Raw genomic sequence first — 12276 nt, 5'->3', positions numbered from 1 at the left:
TATTTCGTTCAGCCGAACGAAAGGTTATCACGATGAAGGCTCTGGTCATAGGCTGCGGCATCGGCGGCCCCGCGCTGGCGATGGCACTGCACGAGGTGGGCATCGAGGCGGAGATCTACGAGGCGTACGGCGACACCGCGCAGGGCGTCGGCTCGTTCCTCAACCTGGCGTCCAACGGCCTCGACGCGCTGCGCTCGCTGGGCCTGCACCGCGAGGTCATGGCGGCCGGCATCCCCACGCCGGCCATGGTCATGTGGAGCGGCACCGGCAAGCGCCTGGGCACGGTGGCCAACGGGCTCGCCCTGGACGACGGCACGGTCAGCCACACGATCCTGCGCTCCGACCTCTACCGGATCATGCGCGACGGGGCCGCCCGCCGTGGCGTGCGGGTCTCGTACGGCAAGCGCATGGTGTCCTTCGACGACACCGGCGACCAGGTGACGGCCACGTTCGAGGACGGGACGCGGGCGAAGGGCGATCTGCTGATCGCCGCCGACGGCGTACGGTCGCGCACCCGGCACCTGCTCGACCCGCAGGCGCCCGCCCCGCGCTACGCCGGGCTCTACAGTGGCGGCGGGATCATCCACGACCAGGACTTCACCGGCGAACCGGGCGTCTACCACATGGTGTTCGGGAAGCGGGCGTTCTTCGGCTACTCGGTGGCCGAATCGGGTGAGACCTGGTGGTTCGCGAACCTGCCACGCGCGCTCGGCGACGTGCCGGACGACTGGCGGCCGGTTCTGGTCGAGGCGTTCAAGGACGACGCGAACTTCTCGGCCGAGCTGGTCCGGCGGGCCGAGATCGGGCCGATGCTGCCCATCCACGACCTGCCGCCCGTGCCGGTCTGGCACCAGGGCAGGGTCGTGCTGACCGGCGACGCCGCGCACGCCACCTCGCCCAGCTCCGGCCAGGGCGCCTCGCTGGCCGTCGAGGACGCCGTCGTGCTGGCCCGCTGCCTGCGTGACGAGGCCGGCCACGAGGCCGCGTTCCGCCGGTTCGAGGCCGAGCGGCGCGGCCGGGTCGAGCGCGTGGTGGCGTACGCGAAGACGATCAGCAACAGCAAGGCGGCCGGGCCGGTGGCGCGGGTGTTCCGCGACGCGCTGATGCCGTTCTTCCTGAAGAAGAGCGCCAGCCAGGAGTCACTGGCCTGGATGTACCGCCACCAGGTCAGCCTGTGAGACGGCCGCGGCGCTCGCGGGCAGCAGCGGCAGCCGCACGTCCGGGGTCGGGATGAGGCCGCGGGCGTGCAGGACGCCCTTGATGACCGTGGGGTTCGGCTCGGCGAACAGCGCGGCCGAGATCGTGGCCAGCCGGTGCCCGAGCGCCCTGGCCCGGGCCACGTCCCCGGCGTGCCAGGCGGCGACCAGCTCGGCGAACCGGTCGGTCACCAGGTGTGCGGAGGCCAGGATGCCGCCCGCCGCGCCCAGCGCCAGCAGCGGCGAGATGAACGCGTCGTCGCCGCCCAGCACCGCGAACCCGTCGGGCAGGTCCCCGAGCAGGTCGACGGCGTCCTGGTCGATCCCCCCGGCCGCGTACTTCACGCCGGCGACCATCGGGTGCGCGCCCAGGTGCCGCAGCGTGGCCGCGCCCACCGCCTGCCCGGTCCGGTAGGGAATGTGGTAGATCACCAGCGGCACCGGCGTCCCTTCGGCCAGCGCCTCGAAGTGCGCGATCACCCCGCGCTCCGACGGCCGCAGGAAGTACGGCACCGTGACCAGCGCCGCGGCGACCCCGTCGGGCAGCTCGCTCAGCGCCCGCGCGACGGATCGCGTGTCGTTGCCCGTGACGCCCACGGTCAGGGGCGCCCCGCGCTCGCCGCAGATCCGCGCGCACACCTCGATCACCCCGGCCCGCTCGTCGGCGTCGAGCGCCGCCACCTCGGCGGTCGTCCCCAGCGCCACCAGCCCGGCCGCCCCCTGGTCGAGCACGTGCCCGGCCAGCTTCTCGACCGCGTCGTACGCCACCGCCCCCGTCTCGTCGAACGGCGTGATCAGCGGCACATGGATTCCACTCAGCATGCTTCGAGCTTGGCCCCTGGGCATTCGGTAGGTCCAGCGATGATTTGTGACGTCCACCGTAAGCTCGACTTATGCTCGACCCTCGCAAGCTGCACCTTCTACGCGAACTGTCCCGGCGCGGCACCATCGCCGCCGTCGCCGAGGCCGTCGCGTTCACCCCGTCAGCCGTCTCCCAGCAGCTCAGCGCCCTGGAACGGGAGGCGGGCGTGCCGCTGCTGCGCCGCACCGGCCGCACCGTCACGCTGACCCCCGCCGGACACCTCCTCGTCGAGCACGCCCAGGCCGTGCTCGAACAGCTCGAACGCGCCTCCGCCGCGCTCGCCGCCGTCCGCGGCGGACCCGCCGGTCCGTTGCGCATCGGCGCCTTCCCCACCGCCGCCCGCGTCCTGCTCCCGCCCGCGCTCGCCGCACTCACCGGCGCGCACCCCGCCGTCATCCCGATGATCTCCGAGATCGACCCCGCCGACGTCTCCGCCGCCCTGCGCGCCGGCGAGCTGGACGTGGCGCTGGTCCACGAGTACGACTTCGTCCCGCCCGTCACCGACACGTCGCTGGAGACCGAGCCCCTGTTCAGCGAGCCGATGTACCTGACGAACCGCACCGCGATCGCCGACGCCTCCGGCGACCCGTGGATCGTCGGCAAACCCGGCACCCTCTGCCACACCATGACCATCCGGGCCTGCCAGGCCGCCGGCTTCGAACCCCTCGTCCGGCACTGCATCGACGACTTCGACACCGTCCTCGCCTTCGCCGCCGCAGGCGCGGGCGTCGCGCTGGTCCCGCGCCTGGCCGCCCTGTCGCCACCGCCCGGCGTCACCCTCACCCCGCTCCCCCTCAGCCGCCGCACCCTGGCCGCCTTCAGACGCGGACACGGCGACCACCCGGCCATCCGAGCCGCCCTCGCGGCCTTCCACACGGCGATCGGCGAGGTTAAGTCGGATCCATCTAAGTAAGATTGCTTCTTACTAAGATGAAATCGACTTTCCGGAGGCGGACATGGCGACCACGTTCACCGGGCGTGCCCACGATCTCCGCATCCTCGACGACCAGCTCCGCGGCGTAGCCGAGGGCAGGCATCCGACCCGAGGGCGCGCGCTGATCATGAGCGGTCGGCGCAGGGTCGGCAAGTCACGCCTCGTGCAGGAGTTCTGCGACCGGTCGAAGCTCCCGTACGTCATCTTCCAGGCCACCCGCGGCCGCGCCCCGGCGGCGGAGCGGCGCGATTTCGTCGAGGCCGCCGTTTGTGCCGGTCTTCCCGGAGCCGCGCTCGTCCAGGGGGTCGAGCCGGCGGACTGGAACGGCGCGCTCAGGGCGCTGGCCACGGCGGCCGCGGACTCACCCTGCATCGTGGTCCTGGACGAGGTCCCCTGGCTGATCGAGCAGGATCACGAGTTCGAAGGCGCTCTCCAGACGGTCTGGGACCGCTTCCTGTCCGACAAGCCGATCCTGCTGATCCTCGTAGGCAGCGATCTCACCATGATGGAAGCCCTCCAGGAGTACGGGCGCCCGTTCTTCGGGCGGGCGGCCGGCATGACGATCCGGCCGCTGTCTCTTGCCGACGTCGCCGAGATGACCGGGTTGCCCGCGGCCGACGCCGTGGACGCGCTCCTCATCACCGGCGGGTTCCCCGAGATCGTCCAGTCCTGGGAGCCGGGGCTGTCCCGCCTCGACTTCCTCCGCCGAAGCCTCGATTCGCCGCTGTCGCCTCTTCTCGCCGCAGGGGAGCTGTCCCTCCTCGGTGAGTTTCCCGCCGGCACGCACGTCCGCGCGGTGCTGGAGGTCATCGGCGCCGGCGAGCGCACGTTCGGCAAGATCGCCGAGAAGGTCGGCAACAACGCCGCGCTTCCCTCCGGAACGCTCGCTCCGATCCTCAAGACCCTGGTCGAGAAGCGGGTGGTGGCGGCGGAAGTCCCGCTCTCCACCAAACCCGAGGACAAGAACAAGCGTTACCGGGTGGCCGACCACTACCTGCGGTTCTGGCTGTCCTTCCTGCAGAAGGCGGTCGTCGACAGCGAGCGGGGACGCCCCGACGTGGCACTGCGCCGCATCGAGCGATCCTGGACGGCCTGGCGGGGGCGCGCGGTGGAGCCGATCATCCGCGAGTCCCTGGCCAGGGCCCTGCCGAACGACCGGTGGCCGGACACCGAAGAAGTCGGCGGCTGGTGGAACCGCCAGAACAACCCGGAGATCGACCTGGTCGGCGCGGACCGGGCGCCTGTGGCGAAGAACATCCACTTCGTCGGTTCCATCAAGTGGCTCGAACAACGGCGGTTCGACCGGCACGACTACGACGAGCTGACGCGGGGCGCCGCGTCCGTGCCGGGGGTCACCGGCCGGACCGCCTGGGTGGCCGTTTCCAGGTCCGGCTTCGAGCCCGGCCTCCCGGTCGAGCAGTGGGGCCCGGACGATCTGCTGGCCGCCTGGCAGGCTCACTAGCGGGGACGCTGCCGGATCGCCGGGACACCCGCCCAGTGCGCGTTGCCGCTGGTCGGCCGCCAAGGTCGCCGGCACCGGCACGCCCGTGACCCCGGCCTCGGCCATGCGATCGAGTCGGCCGGAGGGCCCGTTCCTAGTCCTGCTCGATCGCCTTCATGACGGCCGTGGTGCTGGGCTGCCCGAAGTCGTTGTAGTCGCCCGCCGTCACGGCCACCACCAGCCCCTGCGACGGGTCCAGGAACAGCCGCTGCCCGCCGTTGCCGTGCGCGCCGATCTTGCGCGGTTCGCCGGTGTCGATGTACCAGTGATAGCCGTACGCGAAGTTCGCCCCGATCTCCACGCGGGGTCGCAGCATCTCGTCGAGCCATTCGGCCGGCACGATGCCGCGACCGCCGTCCAGCACCATCTCCCCGATCGTCGCCAGGTCGCGCGGCCTGAGCCGCAGCCCCGCCGGAGCCAGCGGCACCCCGTCGTCGCCGGTCGTCCACTCGAACGCGCCGATCCCGAGCGGCTCGAACAGCACCTCACGCGCGTACTCGGCCAGCGACCGCCCGGCGCCCCGCGCGATGATCCCGCCGACCAGCGTCGTGCCGCCCCCGCAGTACGACCACCGCTTCCCGGCCTCCTCGACGACGGGACGTTCCAGGACGTAGCGGTAGCGGTCGGGCGCCTCCTCCATGGCGAGCTCGCTGTTGGCGGTGCTCGTGTACGGGACGCTCTCGTCCCAGTCGAGGCCGAGCGTCATGGTCAGGGCATGTTCGATCGTGAGATGCGCCCGGGACTCATCGGCCACCAGGTCCGGATATTCCGGGAATTGCGCCACCAGCCCAGCCCCCGGCTCCGGCACCAGTCCGTCCTTCAACGCGATCCCGTACAGCAGGGCGACCACGCTCTTGCTCACGGACCGGACGTCGTGCAGCGTCGCGGCATCGAACGTCACATGCCCGAGCGCGTCACCGAGCCGGTAGTCCTCCCCCGCCCCGTAGTGCTCCACCAGCACCTCACCGTGCCGCCGGACGACCAGCCCGTGCAGGTTCGGCGCCTCACCCGCCCGCAGCACGGCCTCGACGCGCTCTTCGATTGCCATCATGACCTCCCAGGATTCGGCACATCCTGGCATAGGGCATCACACGGTGTGAGAGTCAATTTCGCGGTCCAGACGCCCCGGGAGTCACGCTTCGAGCCGCCAGAGCGCGGCCAGCGGAAGCGCCTTGAGTCCGGCCCCGAAGGACAGCGACTCGTGCCCGGCATAGAGCACGAACCCCGCGATGAAACGGTTCCCGAGCCGGCTCTGCAGGTGTCGAAGGCCGCGGAAATCGTCGCCGCGCACGGTTTCGGCCGCCTTGATCTCAACGCCCACGATGTCGCCGGACGCGTGTTCGAGCACGGCGTCCACTTCCACCTTGTCCCGATTGCGGTAATGAAAAAGCTGCACCGGCTCATCGGCCCACGTGAGCTGGCGAGCGATCTCCCCGAGCGCGAAATTTTCCACGAGCGGCCCCACGGGACTCGTCACGTCCATCGCGCGCTCGGGCGAGATCCCGACCAGCCTCGCTCCCAGGCCAGAGTCCACGACCAGCAGCTTCGGCGTGCCGACCGCACGCGTCGTGAGGTTGGAGGACCAGGCCGGAATTCTTTTGATGACGAACACCAGCTCCAGGAGATCCAGATAGCGCGACAACGTCACGCGGGGCATTCCCGCGTCATTGCCGAGAGCCTGAGCCACCGCCAGATTGCCCATACGCGCGGCGACCACGCTGAGCAGCCTCCGCATTTCAGCCGGCCGTTCGATGTTCGTCACCTGGCGCACGTCACGGGTGATGAGATCGGAGACGTAGGAATCGAAGAAACGAGCACGGCGGCGGCCCGGGTCACGCCGAACCGCCTCCGGATAACCGCCACGAAGTGCCCGCGCCACATAGTCGTGCTTGCTGAGTTCAGCCTTGACGTCGACATCCGCGCCTCTGCGGAAGACGGCGTCGACGAAACCGTCCGGAGCCGAGTCGATCTCGCCCTGGGACAGCGGCCACAACTCGATCGTCTCCGTCCGTCCGGGCAGGGCGTCGGGAAGATCGCGCAGGTCGAGCAGGCGCGCCGAGCCCGTCAGGAGAAAGCGTCCGGGGCGGGGGTCCCGGTCCACCTCACGTTTGATCGGGAGCAGCAGTCCGGGTGCCCGCTGGATCTCATCGATCAGCAGCAGGCCGTCGTGCTGGACGAACCCGACCGGGTCTTCATGCGCCGCGTCGAGCACCGCCGGATCGTCGAGGTACAACTCCTTGGCCCCGGGCGTCCTGCCCAGGATCGAGTGCGCCAGGGTGCTCTTGCCGACCTGGCGGGCGCCGTTGACCACGACTACCCGAGTGTCGGCGAGGGCTTCCAGAGCCATGGCGTGCGCGCGTCTGCCATAGAGATTGCCGTCGACCATGGCTCAGACGTTATCACTGGTAGAGGGGGCATGTGGGCGGTCTGCCGCAGGGTATGTGGTCACTCTGCCGCTATGGTTGTGGTCATTCTGCCGCACCCCCTGTGGGCGTTCTGCCGCACCCCGCGTGGTCGTCCTGCCGCTCCGGTATCGGCCCAACCACCCCAACCACCCCGACCGCGTGACGGGCGGCGGAGCGCGAGGGCTTGCCCTCGCCTCGTGGAGGGGCCGAAGGCCCCGGGAAGCACGCCGAGCGGGTGAGGGCGCGAAGCGCCTGACGGGCGAGCCCTTTGCCGACGGGGACGAGCGACACGATGGGGCACTGCCGAGGCTGGTCGCCGCTGCGAAGGCGACTTCCTGACGATTTGTTGGTACCAATGGTAAGAATCCCCGTCATTTCCCAAAGAGTGTGCTCATACTGGGGTTAAGGGAGAATGCGGGAGCACGCTCATGCGGAAACCACCCCCGGCCGACGGGCTCGGCCCGGCCCAGTTCCTCCAGTTGGCCACGGCCGATTTCACCGGGATCTACGCGGTCCACCTCGCCGCCAAGGAAGAGCGCCTGAAGATGACCAGGCTCGCGATGAGCCTGCTGTCTGGACCGTTCCTGGCGGCGATCGCGCTCACCAGCGCCAAGGTCGTCGACCCGGAGAGCCTGACCGCCTGGCAGAGCGTGCCCTGGTACCTGTTCGCGCTGGTGGTGGCGTTCGGGGTGCTGGCGGTGCTGCCGTTCCTGCGGCTGATCGAGGCGGTCAACGCGCACGCCAGGACGGCCCGCGCGATCAACAACTTCCGGCTCCTGTACGCGACCCGCCTGGCGGCGGACCTCGGCTGGTCGCCGAACCTGCCGGTCGACCCGCGCTTCCCCGAGACGTACGCGCCGCTGGCCTGGCCGGGCGTGAACGTCATGGTGCTGTCGCTGGTGAACTCCGCCTACCTGACGGTCGGCGTGACCGGCCTGGCCAGGCAGGAGCCGAACGCGCTCCTGCTGCTGTTCGGCGTCCTGATGGTGGCGCTGGTGCACTACTCGGTCTATTACGTGCGGTGCAACGTGTCGCGGCGGCGCCGGCTCCCCCGTAGCCCGTACGAGTTCCCGAATCTGGAGACCTGAATGCCCGATCCTGCGGAGTGGGCGTCATGTGGGGAGGCGTGGATCTGGTTGATGCGCCATGTGTGGACGGAGGGGGCGCTGGCCGACGACGACCGGGGCCCGGTGATGGAGGGGCCGTCGGTGCTGTTCGAGATCGCCGAGGTGCGCCGGGACGACCCGATCGTGGAGCGTTACGGTGACGCCGAGCGGCTGGCGCTGTACGGCAGGAAGTTCAGCCAGGACACGGTGGTGGCGCCGTTCAAGTACAGCTATGGCGCCCGAATCAAGGGGCAGTTGCGCTGGGCCGCCGATCTGCTGCGCGTCAAGCCGTACAGCAAGAGCGCGTGGATCTCGCTCACGGTGCCGGGCGAGCCGTACGACTGCGTGCCGTGCCTGATCGGGCTGGCGTTCCGGATCAGGGAGGGCGCGCTGGTGATGACGGCGACGTTCCGCTCGCAGAACGCCTTCACCAGCTACCTGAACTACCTGCCGCTCGCCGAGGTGCAGGCGGGGATGGCGCACGAGCTGGGGCTGACGCTGGGCCCGATGCGGGTGTTCGTGGACGTGCCGCACCTCTATCTGGCCGACAGCACGCAGGTGCTGCGCGTCATGCGTCCTTGCCTGTCGAGGCCGCTGAGAGCGGGGCCGCGATGTCCTCCAGGCCGCGACGTTCGGCCTTGATGCCGAAGATCAGCTCGACCACGCCGGCCAGGATCATCAACGTCGCGCCGATGGCGAAGGCGAGCGCCGTGTCGCCGGGGACGCCGCTGGAGACCAGCTCGGCGAAGATCAGCGGACCGGCGATGCCTCCGGCGGCGGTGCCGATGGCGAAGAAGAACGCGATGGCCATGGCCCTGGTCTCCATCGGGAAGATCTCGCTGACCGTCAGGTAGGCGGAGCTGGCTCCGGCCGAGGCCACGAACAGCACCACGGACCAGCACGCCGTCAGCGTGACGGCGGTGAGCACTCCCTCGTTGAACAGCCACGCGGTGCCGAGCAGCAGCAGCCCTGAGCCGACGTAGGTGGCCGAGATCATCGGCACCCGTCCCACGGTGTCGAACAGCGGCCCGAGCAGCAGCGGCCCGAGGAAGTTGCCGACGGCGATGACCGCGAAGTAGTAGCCCGTGTGGGTGTCGATGCCGTAGAACGTCGACAGGATCTGCGCGTACCCGAAGGTGATCGCGTTGTAGAGGAACGCCTGCCCGATGAAGAGCGAAAGCCCCAGCACGGTGCGCTTCGGGTAGAGGGCCACCATCGTGTGCGCGATCCGGACGAACCCGATCGACTTGCGCTGGTGGATCGTCATCGACTGCGCGGGCTCCGGCAGGTGCCCGCCGACCTGCCGCTCGATGTCGTCGACGATCGCCTCGGCCTCCTGTTCACGGCCGTGGATGAACATCCAGCGCGGGCTCTCCGGCACGTGCCTGCGTACGAGCAGGATCGCCAGGCCCAGCACCACGCCGAGCCCGAACGCCACCCGCCAGCCGATGTTGACGGGCAGGTCGTTCAGCAGCGGCACGGTCAGCAGCGCGCCGCCGGCCGCGCCGAGCCAGTAGCTGCCGTTGATGAGGATGTCGATGCGCCCCCGGTGCCTGCTGGGGATGAGCTCGTCGATGGCCGAGTTGATGGCCGCGTACTCCCCGCCGATGCCGAACCCGGTGAGGAACCTGAACAGGAAGAACCACCACGCGCTGAACGAGAACGCCGTCATCAGCGTCGCCACGAGGTAGACGATCAGCGTGATGATGAACAGCTTCTTCCTGCCGAACCTGTCCGTCAGCCAGCCGAAGAACAGCGCCCCCGAGCAGGCCCCGGCCACGTAGAGCGCGGCGGCGAGGCCGGCCACCTGCTGCTGGGTGATGTCCAGGCCGCTGCCCGGCTTGGCGAGCTGGGCGGACAGGTTGCCGACGATCGTGACCTCTAGGCCGTCGAGGATCCAGACGGTGCCGAGACCGATCACGATCATCCAGTGCCAGCGCGACCAGGGGAGCCGATCCAGCCGGGCGGGCACTTTCGTGCTGATCGTGCCGATCTCCACGTCGCTCATAAGGTCACGTCGATACCCGCGTGGCGAACGGCAAACCCGGCGGTTACGGCTTACGCGCCTCCAGCAGCCACGTCGCGGCCCACGGCCCGCCGTACCAGAAGCGCGCGCCCAGGTCGCGCCTGCGCACGTCGGTGACGCCGAGCTCGCGCAGCGTGGCCTCGTACGCCTGCGTGTGCTTGTCGTCGGCGACGAGCAGCAGCCCGCCGGGCCGCAGCACCCGGTACGCCTCCTGGATCGTCAGCTCGCGCGTCGGCCGGCTCGACACCACCACGTCGTACGACTCGTCGGGGCACGGCAGTTCGCCGGGGTCGCCGGTGACCACCTCGACCCGGTCGGCGACGCCTTCGGCCTCGGCGTTCGCGCGTACGGCGGCCTCGCCCCGCGCGTGCCAGACGACGCCGGTGGCCCGTCCGCCCTCCAGCAGCCTGGCCGCGGTCATGAGCACGGCGCCGCGGCCCGTCCCCAGGTCGAGCAGCTCCTCGTCCCCCTTGAGCCGCGCCAGCTCGCGCTCCCACACGGCGAACCTGCCGCGCCGCGCGGTGTAGAAGTAGCTGCCCGCGCTGGCCAGCGTGTAGCAGGCGGCGAACACGAAGGCGACGCCCGCCTCGGGAACGTCGTTGGCGTACGCGAGCGCCGCGAGGGCGGCCAGCAGCGCGCCTCCCGCGACGAGCCCTGCCAGAGCCCAAGCCGCGTCGAACCCGTAGTTTCCACGCACAATCACGTTATAACTCAAAGAATCTCTTGACCGGATATTGGCACGCCCCTTCCCTGAGGGCAGGTCATACAACGGCAAAGCGTCACTAACGTGGGAGGGATTGGCCAGAAGCGGGGGTTTGACCAGGCATGACAGGTAAGGAACGCGGTTTCGGGCCCGGAGCGAGCATCGTGCTCACGTTGGGCTCGGCCCTGCTGTGGGGCGTGGCACACATGGCAACACACCGCCACAAGACCGGCATCCTGCTCATGTCCATATATGTCCTGATGCTGGGCTTCATCCTCACGGTGCTGACCGCGTTCAGCGCCCGGCTGCTGTCGCTCGCCGTGCAGCCGCGCTGGATCACCGTGCTCGCGCTCGCCCTCGCCGTCCTCGCCGTCGCCTGGACCACCGTGATCATCTGGTCGTACCTGCTGGTCCGGCCCACCTCCTCGCACGCGGTCGCCCGCGGCCTCACCGCCGGCCTGACCATCGCCCTGTGCGCGCTCGTCCTGGCCCCCACCGCGTACGCCGCCCGCCTGGCCTACCTGTCGCGCGACGTCGTCCACACCCTGTTCGCCGGCAACTCCTCGCCCGTCGTCGCCCAGGACCCGTGGAACGGCGCCCAGCGCGTCAACTTCCTGCTCATCGGCGCCGACTCCGCGCCCAACCGGCCCGGCGTCCGCACCGACAGCATGACCGTGGCCAGCGTCGACACCGCGACCGGCGCCACCACCCTGTTCGGCCTCCCGCGCAACCTCCAGAACGTCCCGATGCCGGCCGGCCCGCCGCGCGACCTGTTCCCCTACGGCTTCACCGGCGCGGGCGCGGCCACGCCCGGCCTGCTCAACGAGGTCTTCCAGTACGCCGAGGACCACCCCGAGATGGTCCCCGGCCAGCCTGACGGCAAGCGCGGCCCGGCGCTGCTGAAGGAGACCGTCAGCGGCATTCTCGGCATCCCGGTCAGCTACTACGCCATGATCGACATGAAGGGCTTCGCCGAGATTGTCGACGCGATGGGCGGCGTCCGCGTCACCGTCGAGGAGCCCATCGTCTACGGCAGGCACCGCGAAGGGCTGCTGCCCGCCGGCACCCGCAAGCTGAGCGGCGAGGAAGCCCTCTGGTACGGCCGCTCCCGCACCGACAGCGACGACTACGTGCGCATGGGCCGCCAGAAGTGCCTGCTCAACGCCGTGGTCAAGCAGGCGGACCCGGTGACCGTGCTCAACAGCTTCGAGAGCCTCGCCTCCGCCACCAAGCGCGCCATCTCCACCGACCTGCCGCAGGACGTGCTCCCGGCGCTCGTCGAGCTGTCGCAGAAGGTCAAGGACACCCACATCAGGAGCCTCAGCTTCGTCCCGCCCCTGATCAGCACCGGTGACCCGGACTGGCACCTGATCCGGCGCAAGGTCTCGCAGGTGCTCTCCGAGCGCCCCACGATCGCCACCGGCCACACCGCCCCCGACGGGACCGCCGCGCGCGGGGCCACGCCCGACCGGTCGTCCGACGCCACCCCGAGCCCCGAACGCCCGCTGACCCTGGACAGCGCCTGCGGCTAGACCCGCCGCAG

11 protein-coding genes are annotated in these 12276 nt (G+C 70.2%); 6 read left to right on the top strand and 5 right to left on the bottom strand.

Going from position 1 to position 12276, the window contains the following annotated elements; genetic code table 11:
• The first annotated feature begins 32 nt into the window (after positions 1 to 32).
• Positions 33 to 1178: an FAD-dependent monooxygenase gene (locus tag AB0G11_RS35770; protein WP_357591165.1), complete on the top strand. Its 1146-nt coding sequence runs from the start codon at positions 33 to 35 to the stop codon at positions 1176 to 1178.
• On the opposite strand, the gene AB0G11_RS35765 is transcribed toward AB0G11_RS35770, so the two are convergent.
• Positions 1140 to 2018, bottom strand: coding sequence for a 4-hydroxy-tetrahydrodipicolinate synthase (locus tag AB0G11_RS35765; protein WP_357591163.1), 879 nt, complete (start codon positions 2016 to 2018; stop codon positions 1140 to 1142). The two genes, AB0G11_RS35770 and AB0G11_RS35765, sit on opposite strands and share 39 nt — an antisense overlap.
• A gap of 71 nt (positions 2019 to 2089) precedes the next feature.
• On the opposite strand from AB0G11_RS35765, the gene AB0G11_RS35760 reads away from it, so the two are divergent.
• Complete coding sequence (locus AB0G11_RS35760) at positions 2090 to 2971, top strand: LysR family transcriptional regulator (protein WP_357591162.1); 882 nt, start codon at positions 2090 to 2092, stop codon at positions 2969 to 2971.
• A 43-nt stretch (positions 2972 to 3014) separates the two neighbouring features.
• Positions 3015 to 4454 carry a DUF234 domain-containing protein gene (locus AB0G11_RS35755; RefSeq protein ID WP_246645517.1) on the top strand — a complete coding sequence of 480 codons (1440 nt, stop codon included), beginning with the start codon at positions 3015 to 3017 and terminating at the stop codon, positions 4452 to 4454.
• 133 nt (positions 4455 to 4587) lie between these two features.
• Here AB0G11_RS35755 and AB0G11_RS35750 read toward each other — a convergent pair whose 3' ends face one another.
• Entirely contained in the window at positions 4588 to 5544 is a 957-nt protein-coding gene (locus AB0G11_RS35750) for a serine hydrolase (RefSeq protein WP_357591160.1), read from the bottom strand.
• Between the two features lie 81 nt (positions 5545 to 5625).
• Entirely contained in the window at positions 5626 to 6879 is a 1254-nt protein-coding gene (locus AB0G11_RS35745) for an ATP-binding protein (RefSeq protein ID WP_357591158.1), read from the bottom strand.
• Between the two features lie 447 nt (positions 6880 to 7326).
• Between AB0G11_RS35745 and AB0G11_RS35740 the strand changes: the two genes are divergently transcribed.
• Together AB0G11_RS35740 and AB0G11_RS35735 are read left to right on the top strand one after the other, a co-directional pair.
• A complete protein-coding gene (locus AB0G11_RS35740; protein ID WP_357591156.1) occupies positions 7327 to 7986 on the top strand; it encodes a hypothetical protein in 660 nt (219 codons plus the stop codon).
• Between the two features lie 51 nt (positions 7987 to 8037).
• A complete protein-coding gene (locus AB0G11_RS35735; RefSeq protein ID WP_219508220.1) occupies positions 8038 to 8646 on the top strand; it encodes a hypothetical protein in 609 nt (202 codons plus the stop codon).
• Here the strand turns inward: AB0G11_RS35735 and AB0G11_RS35730 are convergent.
• Together AB0G11_RS35730 and AB0G11_RS35725 are read right to left on the bottom strand one after the other, a co-directional pair.
• Positions 8573 to 10012 carry an MFS transporter gene (locus AB0G11_RS35730; protein WP_219508219.1) on the bottom strand — a complete coding sequence of 480 codons (1440 nt, stop codon included), beginning with the start codon at positions 10010 to 10012 and terminating at the stop codon, positions 8573 to 8575. The genes AB0G11_RS35735 and AB0G11_RS35730 overlap by 74 nt on opposite strands.
• A gap of 43 nt (positions 10013 to 10055) precedes the next feature.
• Positions 10056 to 10733, bottom strand: a complete 678-nt coding sequence (locus tag AB0G11_RS35725; protein ID WP_219508218.1) for a class I SAM-dependent methyltransferase — start codon at positions 10731 to 10733, stop codon at positions 10056 to 10058.
• A gap of 206 nt (positions 10734 to 10939) precedes the next feature.
• Between AB0G11_RS35725 and AB0G11_RS35720 the strand changes: the two genes are divergently transcribed.
• Entirely contained in the window at positions 10940 to 12265 is a 1326-nt protein-coding gene (locus tag AB0G11_RS35720; protein ID WP_357591155.1) for an LCP family protein, read from the top strand.
• Positions 12266 to 12276 lie beyond the last annotated feature (11 nt).

The sequence above is a fragment of the Nonomuraea sp. NPDC023979 genome, from assembly GCF_040639085.1.
In the GTDB taxonomy this organism is placed as follows: Bacteria; Actinomycetota; Actinomycetes; order Streptosporangiales; family Streptosporangiaceae; genus Nonomuraea; species Nonomuraea ceibae.
This window is presented reverse-complemented; position numbering and strand designations above follow the sequence as displayed.

Coding starts and splice junctions, on each gene's coding strand:
- AB0G11_RS35770 (WP_357591165.1), top strand. CDS start 33: ATGAAGGCTCTGGTCATAGGCTGCGGCATCGGCGGCCCCGCGCTGGCG.
- AB0G11_RS35765 (WP_357591163.1), bottom strand. CDS start 2,018: ATGCTGAGTGGAATCCATGTGCCGCTGATCACGCCGTTCGACGAGACG.
- AB0G11_RS35760 (WP_357591162.1), top strand. CDS start 2,090: ATGCTCGACCCTCGCAAGCTGCACCTTCTACGCGAACTGTCCCGGCGC.
- AB0G11_RS35755 (WP_246645517.1), top strand. CDS start 3,015: ATGGCGACCACGTTCACCGGGCGTGCCCACGATCTCCGCATCCTCGAC.
- AB0G11_RS35750 (WP_357591160.1), bottom strand. CDS start 5,544: ATGATGGCAATCGAAGAGCGCGTCGAGGCCGTGCTGCGGGCGGGTGAG.
- AB0G11_RS35745 (WP_357591158.1), bottom strand. CDS start 6,879: ATGGTCGACGGCAATCTCTATGGCAGACGCGCGCACGCCATGGCTCTG.
- AB0G11_RS35740 (WP_357591156.1), top strand. CDS start 7,327: ATGCGGAAACCACCCCCGGCCGACGGGCTCGGCCCGGCCCAGTTCCTC.
- AB0G11_RS35735 (WP_219508220.1), top strand. CDS start 8,038: ATGCGCCATGTGTGGACGGAGGGGGCGCTGGCCGACGACGACCGGGGC.
- AB0G11_RS35730 (WP_219508219.1), bottom strand. CDS start 10,012: ATGAGCGACGTGGAGATCGGCACGATCAGCACGAAAGTGCCCGCCCGG.
- AB0G11_RS35720 (WP_357591155.1), top strand. CDS start 10,940: ATGGCAACACACCGCCACAAGACCGGCATCCTGCTCATGTCCATATAT.